We start from the raw sequence: 14,747 nt of genomic DNA, 5'->3' as shown, positions 1-14,747 counted from the left end.
ACGCGCGCCCTGAAACGGGGTCAGCGGCGTGCCGCGCCGATTCGCGCGGCGAGGTCGGCGATCGTCCCGCGGCCCTCCACGTGGGCCGCCCAGTCCGCCGGAACCGCCGCGTAGCCGTAGGCGGCGCCCAGCAGGTTCCCCAGGATCGCGCCGGTCGAGTCGGAGTCGCCTCCGTGGCTGACGGCCGCTACCAGCGCCGCGCGCACGTCACCAGTGCCCAGCAGGCAGTACACGGCGATCGCGAGGGCCTCCTCGGCGACCCAGCCCTCGCCGAGTCGCGCGCACGAGTTCGGCGCGGGCGGGACGTTCCCGGCCAGTTCGAAGGCCCGCTGAAGGGCATCGGCGGTCTCGGAGCGGTCGAGACTCTGGCGAAGGTGCAGCATCGTGTGCGAAACGGCCTTCTGGACGGTCTCGCCCTCGACCAGGTGGAACACCATCATCGCGAACGCGCCGGCCGCCGCGCCCGCTGTCGGGTGGCCGTGGGTGATCGCCGCGCACTGCCGCGCCAGGTCGTAGGCCCGAGCGGGGGAGGAGGCGAGCAGGCCGAACGGGGCCGAGCGCATGACCGTCCCGCAGCCCTTCGAATCCGGATCAGCGCCCCGTTCGCCCCCGTGGGCCAGCGAGGAGATGCAGGCGTTTCCGGGCGCGCGCCGCTCGTAGAGCCACGGCAGGGCGGCCAGACCCCGGGCGCCGGCGGGCGGCATGGGCTTGGTCTGGGTGTCGAACCAGCGCAGATAGGCGCGGCGGACCGATTCGAACTCGGTGCCCTCGAGCGCCTCCAGGAGCCCTTCTGCGGTGAAGAGGGTCATCTGAGTGTCGTCGGAGACCTTGTTGTGGGCCATCTCGGTGACCCCTGAAGGGCCGAACCGCTGCTCGATCTGGGGCCAGGAGTCGAACTCCACCAGATATCCCAGGGCGTCGCCGACGGCGCCTCCGACGAGGCAGCCCAGGATCCGGTCTTCGGCGGTGATGCTGTGAGTCACAGCCGGATTCTAGGGGGCATGCGCCGCCGCAGCCCGGCCAGTGCTCTTCGTCATCGCTTCTGCGCATCGGCAGGACGCGATGCGGCGACCGAAGCGTTGCTCCCCGTCGTGCTAGTTCCGTGCCGAGACCTCGGGCTCGGCACGTTCGGCCTCCTCGAGCGGCTCGCCCTGGTCCTCCACCACGATCACGAACGGCTCGGAGCCGTTCAGCGGACTGCGCTTGCGCAGCGAGAACACCACCGCGATCGCACTGATCCACAGCAGCGAGGCACCCAGCATGTGCATCCCGACGACGACCTCCGGCAGGCCCGTGTAGTACTGCACGTACCCGGTGACGCCCTGGAGCAGCTCGACGCCGAGCAGGATGTACGCGGCCCGCCTCGCCGAGAGCGGGGCGCCCACCGCGTGCAGCACCGCGATCATCGCGACGCTCAACCCGAGGAGCAGCCACACCCCGTCGGCGTGCAGCTGCGCCGCGAACTGCGGGTCCAGTCCGTTGCGCGGCGAATCCGGGTCGCCCGCGTGCGGGCCCGACCCGGTGACGACCACGCCCAGAGCGATCACGGCGAACGCCACGGCGGCCAGTGCCTGACCCAGCCGGACCACTGCCTTCGGAACCAGCGGCGCGGCCGGCCCGTCCGGTTCCCCCGAACGGAAGTACAGCGTCGCCGCGATCCCGAGGATGACGATCGAGGCCAGGAAGTGCAGCCCCACCACCCAAGGGTTGAGGTCGGTCCAGACCGTGATTCCACCGATGACCGCCTGCGCGGGCACGAAGCACATGACGCCGAGCGCGAGCTTCACCAGCGACGACCGCCGCGGCGTCCGCGACCAGGCCGCGATGAGCGCGCCCAGCGCCACCGCGACGAGCACGAACGTCAGCATCCGGTTGCCGAACTCGATCGCGCCGTGGACGCCCATCTGAGGCGTGGCGGTCAGCTGTCCCTCGGAGCAGTTCGGCCACTCGGCGCAGCCCAGGCCCGAGCCGGTCAGGCGCACCGCGCCCCCGGTCAGGACGATGCCGACATTCGCGATCAGGCTGGCCAGGGCCCACCGGCGCACCGCACCCGGTTGGGCGAACCACCTCTGCAACAGGTTCACGGGCCCGAATCTATCGGCCGGGCCGAAGGTCCCCGCGCTCCAGGTGCCGAGATGTGGGCCGCGGCAGTACCACCTCAGGTGAGGTTAGGCAACCCTGCGTGCCCGGTCTCACGATAGGCGCTGTCGACACCGCACTGCGAATTAAGTAACATTTGGCTTGTGGAAATGGTGACGAGGGTCGGCGGCAGCCACTCGACGGACGGGGAGACCCGCCGCCGAGTGTCCGAGCTGCTGCTCGAGAGCGGCCAGGCCACGGCCGCCGAACTCGCCGACGCCCTCGGCATCACCGCCACCGCCACTCGCCGCCATCTCGACGTCATGGAGTCCGAGGGGCAGGTCGAGACGCGCGTCGTCAAGACCTCCAAGCGCGGCCGCCCGGCGAAGCACTACCAGCTCACCTCGGCGGCCCGCGAATCCTTCGGCCACACTTACGACGACCTCGCGACGGAGGCGCTCCGCTGGATCCTCCGCTTCGAAGGCGAGGACGCCATCAGCGCCTTCGCGGCAGAGCAGGTCGCACGCCTGGAGAACCGGTGCCGTGCCGCCCTTGAGGCGGTCGACTCGGACGATCCGATGGCGAGGGCGCAGGCGCTGGCGGACGCGCTGTCCGGTGAGGGCTACGCCGCAACGGCGTCGGTCATCGCCACCGGCGGCCAGCTGTGCCAGCATCATTGCCCGGTGGCCGGGGTGGCGTCAGAGTTCCCGCAGCTGTGCGAGGCGGAGACCCGCGTCATCAGCAAACTGCTGGGCGTCCATGTCCAGCGCCTGGCGACGATCGCCAACGGAGACGGCGTGTGCACGACGCACGTGCCCGGTCCGGTGCCGTTGCCCGCCCCGCAAAGGGCAGAGCCCGAATAGCCGACAGGTCAAAGGTGAGACTGAGATGACCGACACGAAGAAGATCGAGCAGCTGACCCAGGAAGAGGCCTTGGCCTCGCTGGGGCGCTACGAGTACGGCTGGGCCGACTCCGACGTCGCCGGCGCGAACGCGCAGCGCGGCCTCACCGACGAGGTCGTCCGCTCCATCTCGGCGCGCAAGAACGAGCCCGAATGGATGCTCGAGCGCCGCCTGAAGGGCCACAGGCTCTTCGGCCGCAAACCCATGCCGAACTGGGGCGCGGACCTGTCCGGGATCGACTTCGACAACATCAAGTACTACGTCGAGGCCTCCGAGAAGCAGGCCGAGTCCTGGGAGGACCTGCCCGAGGACATCAAGAAGACCTACGACAAGCTGGGCATCCCCGAAGCCGAGCGTCAGCAGCTCGTCTCCGGCGTCGCCGCGCAGTACGAGTCCACGGTGCTCTACCACTCCATCCGCGAGGACCTGGAGCAGCAGGGCGTCATCTTCATGGACACCGACACCGGCCTGCGCGAGCACCCCGAGCTGTTCGAGGAGTACTTCGGCACGGTCATCCCCACCGGCGACAACAAGTTCGCGGCCCTGAACACCGCCGTGTGGTCCGGCGGGTCGTTCATCTACGTGCCCAAGGGCGTCCACGTCGACATCCCGCTCCAGGCCTACTTCCGGATCAACACCGAGAACATGGGCCAGTTCGAGCGCACGCTCATCATCGCCGACGAGGGCTCGTTCGTCCACTACATCGAGGGCTGCACAGCCCCGGTCTACTCCTCGGACTCGCTGCACTCGGCGGTCGTGGAGATCGTCGTCAAGAAGGACGCACGGGTCCGCTACACGACCATCCAGAACTGGTCGAACAACGTGTACAACCTGGTCACCAAGCGCGCGATCGCCGAGCAGGGCGCCACCATGGAGTGGGTCGACGGCAATCTCGGCTCCAAGGTCACCATGAAGTACCCGGCCGTGGTCATGACCGGCGAGCACGCCAAGGGCGAGGTCCTGTCCGTGGCGATGGCCGGCGAGGGCCAGCACCAGGACACCGGCGCGAAGATGACGCACGCGGCGCCGAACACGTCGTCCACGATCATCTCGAAGTCGATCTCCCGCGGCGGAGGGCGCACCTCCTACCGCGGCCTGGTCAAGGTCGACGAGGGCTCCCACCACTCGAAGTCCACGGTCAAGTGCGACGCGCTGCTGGTCGACACCATCTCGCGCTCGGACACCTACCCGTACGTCGACATCCGCGAGGACGACGTCGACATGGGCCACGAGGCCACGGTCTCCAAGGTCGGCGAGGACCAGATGTTCTATCTCATGAGCCGCGGCCTCACCGAGGACGAGGCGATGTCCATGATCGTGCGCGGCTTCATCGAGCCGATCGCCAAGGAGCTCCCGATGGAGTACGCGCTCGAACTGAACCGCCTGATCGAGCTGCAAATGGAAGGCGCGGTCGGTTAATCGGCCCGTACGGACAAGGAACCAATAGACCTGATGAGCATTGAAGTAGGCGCGCGCCCGCACACCCACGGAGCCGACGAAGTGCCGCCCAAGACGAAGTCGCAGCTGCTGCGCTCCTTCGCCCCCGCCGACTTCCCGGCCCTCACCGGCCGGGAGGAGGATTGGCGGTTCACGCCGATCAAGCGCCTCGCCGGGCTCGACGACGCCGACACGGTCGCCGCGGTCAAGACCGCCGACTACGTAGTGCGCGATCTGCCCGCCGGGGTCAAGACCGAGACCGTCCCCAAGAGCGACCCGCGCCTGGGCTCGATCCTGAAGCCCTTCGACCGGCCCAGCGCCGTCGCCTGGGCCAGGTCCGAGTCGGCCCTGGTCGTCGCCGTCGAACCCGAGGCTCGCGTAGCCGAGCCCGTCTGGATCGACGTGGTCGGCGGCGGCCTCGACGGCGCCTCCTGGGCCCACACCTTCATCGAGGTCGGCCACCATGCCGACGTCACCGTGATCCTGCGGCACACCGGCCAGGCCCGGCTGGGCGACAACGTCGAGATCGTCGTCGGCGACGGCGCGCACCTGCGCATCGTCTCCATCGCCGAATGGGACCGCGACTCGGCCCATGTCGAGCACCAGAAGGCCCGCCTCGGTTCCGACGCCAAGCTCGACCACATCGCGGTCAGCCTCGGCGGCGACCTGATCCGCCAGTACCTGTCGGTCGACTACGCCGGGCGAGGCGGCGACGTCGACGCCTACGGCCTCTACTTCGCCGACACGGGGCAGCACATCGAGCACCGCCAGCTGGTCGACCACTCGGTGCCGGACTGCCGCTCCCGCGTGAACTACCGCGGCGCCCTCCAAGGCGACCGGGCCCACACCGTGTGGGTCGGCGACGTGCTCATCCAGGACGCCGCCACCGGCACCGACACCTACGAGGTCAACCGAAACCTGGTCCTCACCGACGGGGCCCGCGCCGACTCCGTGCCGAACCTGGAGATCGAGACCGGCGAGATCGCCGGGGCCGGTCACGCCTCGGCCACCGGACGCTTCGACGCCGACCAGCTGTTCTACCTCCAGTCGCGGGGCATCCCCGAGGACGAGGCCCGACGCCTGGTCGTCAAGGGCTTCTTCAACGAGATCGTCCAGAAGATCCCGTCCGAGTCGCTGCGCGAAGAGCTCACCGACATCATCGTCGGACGCCTCGACTCAGGCGAGGCGGTCACCGCATGACCGACGCCGATTTCCTGCGCGTCTGCGCGCTCGACGACCTGCCGGACTCCGAGGCCATCGCCGCCGACATCCACGGCACGTCGATCGTGCTGGTGCGCAAGGACGAAGAGGTCTTCGCCCTGTACGACGAGTGTTCCCACGCGGCCGTGGCGCTCTCCGAGGGCGACGTCGAGGACTGCACACTGGAGTGCTGGCTGCACGGGTCGATGTTCGACCTGCGCACCGGCAAGCCCACCGGGCCGCCGGCCACCGAGCCCGTGGCGACCTACCCGGTCGAAGTCCGCGACGGCGACGTCTACCTCAGCCTGAAACCCAAGACCACCGAAGAAGCCTAAGGAACAGACCCACCATGAGCAAGCTTGAGATCCGCGACCTGCAAGTCTCGGTCAACACCGAAGAGGGCGCCAAGCCGATCCTGCACGGCGTCGACCTCACCATCAGCTCCGGCGAGACACACGCCATCATGGGGCCCAACGGGTCGGGCAAGTCCACGCTCGCCTACTCGCTGGCCGGGCACCCGAAGTACGAGGTCACCGGCGGCGAGGTCATCCTCGACGGCGAGGACGTCCTCGAAATGAGCGTCGACGAGCGCGCCCGCGCCGGCCTGTTCCTGGCCATGCAGTACCCGGTCGAGGTGCCCGGCGTGAGCGTCTCGAACTTCCTGCGCACCGCCAAGACCGCCGTCGACGGCGAGGCCCCCAAGATCCGCACCTGGATGAAGGACCTCAAAGGCGCCATGAGCGAGCTGAAGATGGACGAGGCGTTCATCAACCGCAACGTCAACGAGGGCTTCTCCGGCGGCGAGAAGAAGCGCCACGAGATCGTCCAGATGGAGCTGCTCAAGCCCAAGATCGCGATCCTCGACGAGACCGACTCGGGGCTCGACGTCGACGCGCTCCGCGTCGTCTCCGAGGGCATCAACCATGCCAAGGAGACCACGAACTCCGGCGTCCTGCTCATCACGCACTACACGCGCATCCTGCGCTACATCAAGCCGGACTTCGTCCACGTCTTCGTCGACGGCCGAATCGCCGAGGAGGGCGGGTCCGAACTCGCCGACAAGCTCGAAGCCGAGGGCTACGAAGGCTACGTCGGCACGAAGGCCGCCTAGAAAGAAGGAGTCAAGTGGAGGCAGCCAGCAAGCTCGACGTCGAGTCGATTCGCGCGGACTTCCCGATCCTGCAGCGCAAGATCGGGGACAAGACGCTCGCGTACCTCGACTCGGCGGCCACTTCGCAGAGACCGGTGCAGGTCACCGACGCGATGCGGCAGTTCACCGACTATTCGAACGCCAACATCTCGCGCTCGGTCCACACCCTCGCCTCCGAGGCCACCGACGCCTACGAGGGCGCCAGGGCGAAGGTCGCGTCGTTCATCGGAGCGATCAGCCCCGACGAGGTCGTCTTCACCAAGAACTCGACCGAGTCGATCAACCTGATCACCTACGCCTTCCAGAACGCCGCCGTCGAACGCGGCGCCGACCCGCGCTTCGTCCTGAAACCCGGCGACGAGGTCGTGGTGACCGAGATGGAGCACCACGCCAACCTCGTGCCCTGGCAGCAGCTGTGCCTGCGCACCGGTGCCACGCTCCGCTGGATCGGCATCACCGAGGAGGGCCGGCTCGACCTGGACGACCTCGACGAGGTCGTCAACGAGCGCACCAAGGTCGTCTCGTTCGTCCACGTGGCGAACCTGCTCGGCACGGTGAACCCGACTTCGCAGATCGTCGCCCGCGCCAAGGCAGTCGGCGCCCTCGTCGGTCTCGACTCCTCCCAGGCCGTGCCGCACATCCCGGTCGACGTCGCCGAACTCGGCGTCGACTTCATGGCCTTCACCGGCCACAAGATGCTCGGCCCCACAGGGATCGGCATACTGTGGGCGAAGGCCGAACTGCTCGACGCTATGCCGCCGTTCCTGACCGGCGGATCCATGATCGAGACGGTCACGATGGAGCGGACCACCTTCGCCAAGGCGCCCGCGAAGTTCGAGGCCGGCACCCCGCCGGTCGCCGAGGCCGTCGGCCTGGCCGCCGCCGTCGAGTACCTCGAAGCGCTCGGCATGGAGAACGTCCGCGCCCACGAGAAGGAACTCGCCGGCTACATGCTGGAGAAGCTCGAAGCCGTCGACGGCGTCACGATCATCGGCCCCCGCGTGCCGATCGGGCGCGGCGCCACCGTCTCGTTCGAGCTCGAAGGCGTCCACCCGCACGACGTCGGCCAGATCCTCGACTCCGAGGGCGTCGCCGTGCGCGTGGGACACCACTGCGCCAAACCGACGTGCATCCGATTCGGCGTCACCGCCACCACCCGCGCGTCAGGCTACGTCTACACCACGACGGATGAAATAGACCGCATGGTGTCGGCGTTGGATAAGGTGCGAAAGGTGTTCGCCTGATGGATCTCGACGAGCTGTACCAGGAAGTCATCCTCGACCACTACAAGCGCCCGCGAGGCGTCGGCCTGCGGGAGCCCTTTGAAGGCGAGTCGCATCAGGTCAACCCGACCTGCGGCGACGAGATCACCCTGCGCGTCCACGTCGAAGGCGACACCGTCGCCGACCTCTCCTACGAGAACGTGGGCTGCTCGATCTCCAAGGCCTCAGCGTCGGTGCTGTACGAGCTGGTCAACGGCGCGAACATCGACGACGCGCTGGCGCGCCTGAAGGAGTTCACCGCCTTGATGAACTCCAGGGGCCAGGGCGAGGCCGACGAGGAGACCCTTGAAGACGCCGTGGCCTTCACGGGCGTCTCGAAGTACCCGATGCGCGTCAAATGCGCGCTGCTGGGCTGGATGGCGTTCAAGGACGCCCTGGTCCGCGCCGAAGCCGTGCCGACTCCCGAAGGAGGAGCCGAGTAATGACCGAAGCAACGAAGGCCAAGGATGAGGAAATCCTCGAGGCGATGAAGGACGTCGTCGACCCCGAGCTCGGCATCAACGTCGTCGACCTCGGCCTGGTCTACGGCGTCCACGTCGACGAGGAGAACATCGCCACGCTCGACATGACGCTCACCTCCGCGGCGTGCCCGCTCACCGACGTCATCGAGGACCAGTCCAGGTCCGCGCTCACCGGCGGTGCCGAGGGCGGCCTGGTCTCCGACATCCGCATCAACTGGGTGTGGATCCCGCCGTGGGGCCCGGACAAGATCACCGACGAGGGCCGCGACCAGCTGCGGGCACTGGGCTTCAACGTCTGATGACGAAGATCCGCCCCGCGCCGGGCGGCGGCAGGATCGTCGAGGTCGAACCGGAGCGCCTGCCGCGCTGGGTGGAGCGCTTCGCCGAGCGCAACGGCGGCATCGCCGCCCATCACGCCGAAGGCGACGCCTGGACGATCGAATCGAACGACGGAACCGCGGCGAGCGTCCGGTGGGCGCTCGCCGCGGGCATCCCCGCCGAATGGCTCCTGACCGGCGAACCCGACGAAGTGGCCGGACGCCTGCGCGAGTACGCCCTCGAACCGAGACGCCTCGGCGTCCTGCTGGCCCGCAAAGGCGCTTACTCCGTCGGCATAGTCGTGGACGGCCGCATCGAGGCCTCCAAGACTGACACCGCCTACGTCCAGGGCAAGACGAAGGCCGGCGGTCAGTCCCAGCAGCGCTTCGCGCGCCGCCGCGAAGGCCAGGCCAAGGCCGCCGGAAAACGAGCCGTCGAGGCGTCCGCGGCCGTCCTCGCCGACGCCGACCTGGACGCCGTGGTGACCGGGGGAGTGGTGGACGCGATCCTCGAGGACCCGCGCCTGAAGCACCTGACCCCGGCGGTCCACATAGGTGATATCACCGAGCCCAGGCAGCATCTCCTGCGGGAGATCGCCTACAGGGCAGTCAGCTTCGAGATCCACCTGCCCGACTGAGAGGCGGAAGGCCTCAGTACTCGATCGCGAGGGCGGTCGACCAGTTGCCTCGGATCTGGTCCTGGACCTTCATGTGCAGCAGTTGGAACGCTTCGAGCGCCCTGGCGTGTTTGAGCGCGCCCACCTGGATCGGGCGCAGCCCGCCGTCCTCGCAGACTCGGGCGACTCTGCCGCGCGCCTTCTCCTCGTCGCCGGCGATGAAGACGTCGAGGGCGCCGTAGGCGGACAGCCGAGTCGCGAAGGTGGTGTTGAAGGCCTTGACCACCAGCGCGTCCGGTGCTATCTCTGCGATCTCTTCGGCCGCGGACTTGTCGGGCGGGGTGACCAGTCGGTCGTACGTGGCCGTGTCGACCGGGTTGCAGATGTCGATAAGGACCTTCCCCGCCAACTGGTCGGCCCAGCGCCGGGCGACCTCAAGGCTCCCGCGGTACGGCGTCGCCAGGACGACGATGTCGGCGTCGCCGACACTCTCGAATGCCTCACCGGTCGACTCGTGCTCCAGTTCCCGGGCGAGCGTCACGGCCTTGGAGGGCTCGCGGTCGGCGATGCGCACCCGGTGCTTCCCTGCGCACATGCGGCCGCCGATGCCCCGGGCCATGTTGCCTGAGCCCGCGATCAGGACCTCCATGCGTCCCCCTGCGGTTCGTCGTGCCGCGCCCGCGGGCGCGCGGTCTCTGATGATCCCGACGGCTCTGGAGCCGGGGTCTTCGGGTAGCCCGGACCGCACCACGGCGGGTTCTGCCTCGTGTCGTCGCCCATAGGCGCGAGCCTATGGCCGGCATGGCGGTCAGGGTGCGGTTTCGGCTAATCGGGGCGCTTGTCGACCGCCCACGCCCCTGCGGGGACGATGATGCGGCCGATCTGGGCCTCGGCGTCGGTGTGGTTGATGATGAAGCGCCACCGGCCGCGGTCGACCACGTCGACGCCGGCGAGGCCGGGCCCGTTGAGTTCGAGGGCCTCGAAGAGCCGGTCCCAGGCGTCGTCGGCGAGTTTGCAGGAGACGTACCAGGCCTCGCCCTCGCCGAACGGGTTCACCGTGACCGCCGGCTGGTTCTCGATGACGTCGCCGGTGGCGTACTGGGTGACGCATTGGGCGCCGCGCAGTTCGACCAGTTCGCAGAAGCGCTCGGCGCCGCCGAAGTTCCACAGTGCCCGCTGCTCTCCGGCGGGCTGGGGGAGGTGCTCGAGGACGCGGATGCCGAACAGGTCGGTGAGGCCGCCGAGGTAGCCGCCGGTCCAGACCTGGCAGTTCTCGTCGACGGCGCCGGTGAGGTAGGAGGCGACGAGGCGTCCGCCGCCGGCGGTGAACCAGCGGAGGTTCTCTGCGGCGGCCTTGCTGAGCACGTATGTGGTGGGGGCGATGACGACGGAGTACTTGCCGAGGTCCCCTTCGGGGGCGGCGAAGTCGACGGTGACGCCGCGGTCGCGCAGGATCCGGTGGATCTGGGCGACGTTCTCCAGGTAGTCGATCTTGGCGGGCAGGGAGGCGTGCCCGCCGGTGGCCCACCAGGATTCGGGGCTCCACAGGATCGCGACGTCGGCCTCGACGGGGGCGTCGGCGGCATCGGCGATGCCCGGCAGGGCGTTGCCGAACTCGACTACCTCGCGGAACATTCGGGTGTCCTTGCCGGAGTGGGGGACCAGCGAGGAGTGCCACTGCTCGGCGCCGCCGCGCCCGGCCCGCCATTGGAAGAACATGGCGCCTTTGGAACCGCGGCTGATGTGGATCATGGAGTGGCGGGCCATGCGGCCGGGGCTCTTGGCGATCGAGCCGTCGGCACTGTGGATCGATCCGGCGGCCTGCTCCATGAGCAGCCAGGGCCTGCCGCCGGCCCAGGACCTGGCGAGGTCGGCGTGGAGGGCGCTCTGCTGCTCGGCCCGTTCGTCGGGCGCGCCGGGGTAGGAGTCGAAGGCGACGAGGTCGACCTCTTCGGACCACCGCCACTGGTCAACGGGCACCCATTGGCCGAACACGTGGTTGGTCGTGATGGGGACGTCGGGGGCGGCCTCGCGGAGGATGTCGCGCTGCTCGCGGTAGTGGTCGAGCATGGCCTCGCAGGTGAAGCGCTTGAAGTCGAGCTCGTGGGCGGGATTGGTCAGGTACTGGGTGGCGCGGGGGGCGAGGATCTGGTCCCACTCGGAGTACCGCTGCGACCAGAACGAGCCCCACCAGGCGTCGTTCAGGGCCTCCAGCGTGGAGTACTTCTGTCGGAGCCAGACCCGGAAGGCCCGCTCGGCGTGCGGGGAGTGGCTGGTGGATCCGTATTCGTTGTGGACGTGCCACATCGCCAGCGCGGGGTGGTCGGCGTAGCGCCCGGCGAGTTCGGCGGCGATCCGGCGGCTGGCCTCGCGGTAGGCGGGGGCGTGGACGTCGTAGGTGTCGCGTGAGCCGTGGACCTGGAGGGTGCCGTCGGGGCGAACGTTGAGCGCGTCGGGGTGGGCGAGGGTGAACCACGGCGGAGGGGAGGCGGTCGGGGTGGCGAGGTTGACGCCGATGCCGCCGTCGTGGAGTTTGCCGAGGACGCGGTCGAGCCAGTCGAAGTCGTATTCGCCCTCTTTGGGTTCGAGTCTGGCCCAAGAGAAGACGCCGACGCTGACGAGGTTGACTCCGGCTTCGCGCATGAGCGCGACGTCGTCGTCCCAGACGTTCTCGGGCCACTGCTCGGGGTTGTAGTCGCCGCCGTAGCACAGGCCGTCGACGCCTTTGGGCCAGTCCATGAGGGTGTCCTCCCGGTGAGGTACGAGTTAGTTGTTTGACTAAACTAACTCGGTTCGAAGCGATTGCCTACCGATTCTGGACCAAAGCCTCTTAGGCCGATCATTCGGGCGCGAGTGCGACGAACCGTTCGGCGCGCAGGCGCTCGGGCCAGGCGTCGTCGACCTGCGGCATCGTCCTCGGGTCGATGCCCATCGCCCAAGACAGCAGCAGGTCGGCCAGGCGCGGGTTGCGCGCCAGCGCCGGGCCGTGCATGTAGGTGCCGACGACGTGCCCGGCCCAGGCGCCCTCGGTGACGCCGTCGTTGCCGATGCCGGCGGAGACGTGCGCGAGGGGCTGCACGGCCTCGCCGAGGTGGGTGCGGCCGCCGTGGTTCTCGAAGCCGGTGATCGGGCCGATGTCGAGAGCCGCCGAGCCCTCGCCGGCGATCTCGCCGACGGCGCGCGACTCGCCGCGGTCTGAGCGGAGGTCGAGGATGCCAAGGCCCGGGTAGCAGCGGCCGTTGGCGTAGAACGACTCGCCGAGAAGCTGGTAGCCGGCGCAGATGGCGAGGATCGGCCGGCCGGCGTCGGCGGCCTTGACCAGCGCGCCGTCGTCGAGGAGGCGCTCGGCGGCGACCGCCTGCGGGCCGTCCTCGCCGCCGCCGATGAGGTACATGTCGGCGCCGTGCGGGATGTGCTGGTCGCTTCGCACCTGCATCGGTTCGACTTCGATGCCGCGGGCGCGGGCCCGGTGGGCCAGGACCAGCAGGTTGCCCCGGTCGCCGTACGTCGAGAGCAGATCGGGGTACAGCCAGACGATGCGCAGTGTGCTAATTGACACGATTGAATTCCGCCCTAATGTCTTGGAACGCCGTGTAGTTCGCGACGACCTCGACCGGCCCGGGGGCCACGGCCGCGATCGCCGCCCTGATGTCGTCGACGACGATGTAGTCGACCCGGTCGACCTCCAAGCGGACGGCCAGGTCGGTGCGCCGGTCTCCGGTGACGACGACCTTGCGGCCGGCCAGTGACGTGAAGTCGACGTCGTAGATCCAGGAGGTGTCGAAGCCGTCGACCTCGCGGGCGTTGAGGGAGAGCACCACCGGCGGGGTCTTCTCGATCATGTCGAACGACTCAAGCCACCCCGCGGGGTTCTTCGCCAGCAGCAGCCGCAGGTGCCTGCCGTCGCGTTCGACTTTCGCGTAGCGACCGGCGACGGATGTGACCTCCGAGAGCTTCGGCGCCGCCTGGGCCGGTTCGACCCCGAACAGGCTCGCGATCGCGAGCGCGGTGGCGGCGTTGGCCCGGTTGACGCGGCCCGGCAGCTGGAGGTTGAGGTCGTAGCGGCGCCCGTCGGGGCCGACGACGGCCTCGCCGGCCTGCGCGACGGACCACTGCGGACTGGGCCGATTGAGGCCGCAGTTGGTGCAGCGCCAGAACTCGCCGAAGCGGTCGAGGTGCGAGCCGCAGTTGGGGCAGATCGCGGAGTCGGCGGTCCAGCTCTGGCCGGCCGCGACCCACACGACGCGCTCGCAGACCGAGGCGGCCCACACGATGAGCGGGTCGTCGGCGTTGGCGACGACCGTCGTCTGCCCGGCCGACATCTCGAGGGTCTGGCGCCACTTCTGCGCGAGCGCGGTGACCTCCATGGCGCGGTCGAGCTGGTCACGGGACAGATTGAGCAGCGCGACGACCTTCGGGTGCGCCGCGTCGAGCAGCTGCCCGAGGTAGTGCTCGTCGCATTCGAGGGCCGCGTAGGTCGCCTTCGGGGACTTGGCGAGCGCGGTGGTGTGCCCGGTCGGCATGTTGGCGCCGAAGGAGTTCGTGGCGACCTTCCCGATGGCCTCCAGCGCGGCGGTGGTGAACCGGGTGGTCGTAGTCTTGCCGTTCGTTCCCGAGATGAGGACCACGTGGCGTCCGTCGGCGAGCAGTTCGAGGAGCCGGGGTTCGACGATCAGCCCGACGCGCCCGCCGATGACCGAGCCGTCACCGCGCCCGGTGGCCCGCGACAGCACCGCAGCCGTTCGGAGCAGTGCTGTGGCGAATTTCGCGCGTGGGGTCAGGTTCGCGCTCATGCGGACTCGCTTTCCACTTGATCGGACTCGACGACTATGCAGAAGAGTTTGTCACACGGTCGGGGGCGGGCGTTTTGAGCGGGAGGGGTGGGTGAGGCTCATTGCGCCACTCGGATCGAGATCCAGTAAGTGGTGCCGAGAGCATCGACACCCGCCTCTCGGTAGTCGCGTCCTCACGCATCGAGTGTCCACGGCGATCACGTGACGTCGGGTCCGTTCGAGCCCACGCAGAGTGTCCGTTCGTGTTGCCCAGCGTACGCGCACGGTCGCGCGTCGGGGTTTCCGTTTGCGGGCCCTGTGAACCCGAAGGGATGAACTCCGAGTGAATCTCACCATCTAGGCGGTTGTCGTCCGCTCGTCACTCCACTTCTCTCCACCGACGCTGAACTGCGGCTTCGCTACCCGAATCATGAATGCCCGAGCGAAACAACCCCCAACGGTGGGGGGAAGTGGAGTATGGTGGGGCGCATTGGTGGGAGGGGGCTTCCACCGACGCGGCACCGGAGG

The 14,747-nt window shown here is 68.8% G+C and carries 15 protein-coding genes; 9 read left to right on the top strand and 6 right to left on the bottom strand.

Features of this window, described 5'->3' with window-relative positions; translation table 11 throughout:
• Positions 1-20: 20 nt before the first annotated feature.
• Entirely contained in the window at positions 21-983 is a 963-nt protein-coding gene (locus L0U85_RS04415) for an ADP-ribosylglycohydrolase family protein (RefSeq protein ID WP_241376543.1), read from the bottom strand.
• Positions 984-1,094: 111 nt separating this feature from the next.
• The gene (locus L0U85_RS04410) at positions 1,095-2,084 is read right to left on the bottom strand and encodes a COX15/CtaA family protein (RefSeq protein WP_241376542.1); all 990 of its coding nucleotides are present in this window, start codon (positions 2,082-2,084) and stop codon (positions 1,095-1,097) included.
• 165 nt (positions 2,085-2,249) lie between these two features.
• On the opposite strand from L0U85_RS04410, the gene L0U85_RS04405 reads away from it, so the two are divergent.
• The 9 genes from L0U85_RS04405 to L0U85_RS04365 are packed head-to-tail and all read left to right on the top strand — an operon-like array spanning position 2,250 to position 9,468.
• Positions 2,250-2,942 carry a metalloregulator ArsR/SmtB family transcription factor gene (locus L0U85_RS04405; protein ID WP_241376578.1) on the top strand — a complete coding sequence of 231 codons (693 nt, stop codon included), beginning with the start codon at positions 2,250-2,252 and terminating at the stop codon, positions 2,940-2,942.
• A gap of 25 nt (positions 2,943-2,967) precedes the next feature.
• Positions 2,968-4,401: a Fe-S cluster assembly protein SufB gene (gene sufB / locus L0U85_RS04400; RefSeq protein ID WP_241376541.1), complete on the top strand. Its 1,434-nt coding sequence runs from the start codon at positions 2,968-2,970 to the stop codon at positions 4,399-4,401.
• A 33-nt stretch (positions 4,402-4,434) separates the two neighbouring features.
• Entirely contained in the window at positions 4,435-5,619 is a 1,185-nt protein-coding gene (gene sufD / locus L0U85_RS04395; RefSeq protein WP_241376540.1) for a Fe-S cluster assembly protein SufD, read from the top strand.
• Positions 5,616-5,954, top strand: a complete 339-nt coding sequence (locus tag L0U85_RS04390) for a non-heme iron oxygenase ferredoxin subunit (protein WP_241376539.1) — start codon at positions 5,616-5,618, stop codon at positions 5,952-5,954. The genes sufD and L0U85_RS04390 overlap by 4 nt, the downstream gene beginning before the upstream one ends.
• A gap of 14 nt (positions 5,955-5,968) precedes the next feature.
• The gene (sufC, locus tag L0U85_RS04385) at positions 5,969-6,730 is read left to right on the top strand and encodes a Fe-S cluster assembly ATPase SufC (protein WP_241376538.1); all 762 of its coding nucleotides are present in this window, start codon (positions 5,969-5,971) and stop codon (positions 6,728-6,730) included.
• A 14-nt stretch (positions 6,731-6,744) separates the two neighbouring features.
• Entirely contained in the window at positions 6,745-8,013 is a 1,269-nt protein-coding gene (locus L0U85_RS04380; protein ID WP_241376537.1) for a cysteine desulfurase, read from the top strand.
• A complete protein-coding gene (gene sufU / locus L0U85_RS04375; protein WP_241376536.1) occupies positions 8,013-8,474 on the top strand; it encodes a Fe-S cluster assembly sulfur transfer protein SufU in 462 nt (153 codons plus the stop codon). The genes L0U85_RS04380 and sufU overlap by 1 nt, the downstream gene beginning before the upstream one ends.
• Positions 8,474-8,812, top strand: a complete 339-nt coding sequence (locus L0U85_RS04370) for a metal-sulfur cluster assembly factor (RefSeq protein WP_241376535.1) — start codon at positions 8,474-8,476, stop codon at positions 8,810-8,812. The genes sufU and L0U85_RS04370 overlap by 1 nt, the downstream gene beginning before the upstream one ends.
• A complete protein-coding gene (locus L0U85_RS04365) occupies positions 8,812-9,468 on the top strand; it encodes an acVLRF1 family peptidyl-tRNA hydrolase (protein WP_241376534.1) in 657 nt (218 codons plus the stop codon). The genes L0U85_RS04370 and L0U85_RS04365 overlap by 1 nt, the downstream gene beginning before the upstream one ends.
• Before the next feature lie 13 nt (positions 9,469-9,481).
• On the opposite strand, the gene L0U85_RS04360 is transcribed toward L0U85_RS04365, so the two are convergent.
• The 4 genes from L0U85_RS04360 to L0U85_RS04345 form a co-directional block, all read right to left on the bottom strand.
• Positions 9,482-10,096: an NAD(P)-binding domain-containing protein gene (locus L0U85_RS04360; RefSeq protein ID WP_241376533.1), complete on the bottom strand. Its 615-nt coding sequence runs from the start codon at positions 10,094-10,096 to the stop codon at positions 9,482-9,484.
• 176 nt (positions 10,097-10,272) lie between these two features.
• Positions 10,273-12,186: a beta-galactosidase gene (locus tag L0U85_RS04355; protein ID WP_241376532.1), complete on the bottom strand. Its 1,914-nt coding sequence runs from the start codon at positions 12,184-12,186 to the stop codon at positions 10,273-10,275.
• 100 nt (positions 12,187-12,286) lie between these two features.
• Complete coding sequence (locus L0U85_RS04350) at positions 12,287-13,006, bottom strand: glutamine amidotransferase (protein WP_241376531.1); 720 nt, start codon at positions 13,004-13,006, stop codon at positions 12,287-12,289.
• Positions 12,996-14,240 (bottom strand): MurT ligase domain-containing protein, encoded by a 1,245-nt coding sequence (locus tag L0U85_RS04345; RefSeq protein WP_241376530.1) that lies wholly within the window; start codon positions 14,238-14,240, stop codon positions 12,996-12,998. Before L0U85_RS04345 ends, L0U85_RS04350 begins: the two co-directional genes overlap by 11 nt.
• Between the last annotated feature and the right edge of the window lie 507 nt (positions 14,241-14,747).

Origin of the sequence: Glycomyces sp. L485 (assembly GCF_022548875.1) — a bacterium.
Classification (GTDB): Bacteria; Actinomycetota; Actinomycetes; order Mycobacteriales; family Micromonosporaceae; genus Glycomyces.
This window is presented reverse-complemented; position numbering and strand designations above follow the sequence as displayed.

Excerpts from the sequence above, each read along its gene's own strand:
- L0U85_RS04405 (WP_241376578.1), top strand. The coding sequence starts at position 2,250 with ATGGTGACGAGGGTCGGCGGCAGCCACTCGACGGACGGGGAGACCCGC.
- sufB (WP_241376541.1), top strand. The coding sequence starts at position 2,968 with ATGACCGACACGAAGAAGATCGAGCAGCTGACCCAGGAAGAGGCCTTG.
- sufD (WP_241376540.1), top strand. The coding sequence starts at position 4,435 with ATGAGCATTGAAGTAGGCGCGCGCCCGCACACCCACGGAGCCGACGAA.
- L0U85_RS04390 (WP_241376539.1), top strand. The coding sequence starts at position 5,616 with ATGACCGACGCCGATTTCCTGCGCGTCTGCGCGCTCGACGACCTGCCG.
- sufC (WP_241376538.1), top strand. The coding sequence starts at position 5,969 with ATGAGCAAGCTTGAGATCCGCGACCTGCAAGTCTCGGTCAACACCGAA.
- sufU (WP_241376536.1), top strand. The coding sequence starts at position 8,013 with ATGGATCTCGACGAGCTGTACCAGGAAGTCATCCTCGACCACTACAAG.
- L0U85_RS04370 (WP_241376535.1), top strand. The coding sequence starts at position 8,474 with ATGACCGAAGCAACGAAGGCCAAGGATGAGGAAATCCTCGAGGCGATG.
- L0U85_RS04365 (WP_241376534.1), top strand. The coding sequence starts at position 8,812 with ATGACGAAGATCCGCCCCGCGCCGGGCGGCGGCAGGATCGTCGAGGTC.
- L0U85_RS04360 (WP_241376533.1), bottom strand. The coding sequence starts at position 10,096 with ATGGAGGTCCTGATCGCGGGCTCAGGCAACATGGCCCGGGGCATCGGC.
- L0U85_RS04355 (WP_241376532.1), bottom strand. The coding sequence starts at position 12,186 with ATGGACTGGCCCAAAGGCGTCGACGGCCTGTGCTACGGCGGCGACTAC.
- L0U85_RS04345 (WP_241376530.1), bottom strand. The coding sequence starts at position 14,240 with ATGAGCGCGAACCTGACCCCACGCGCGAAATTCGCCACAGCACTGCTC.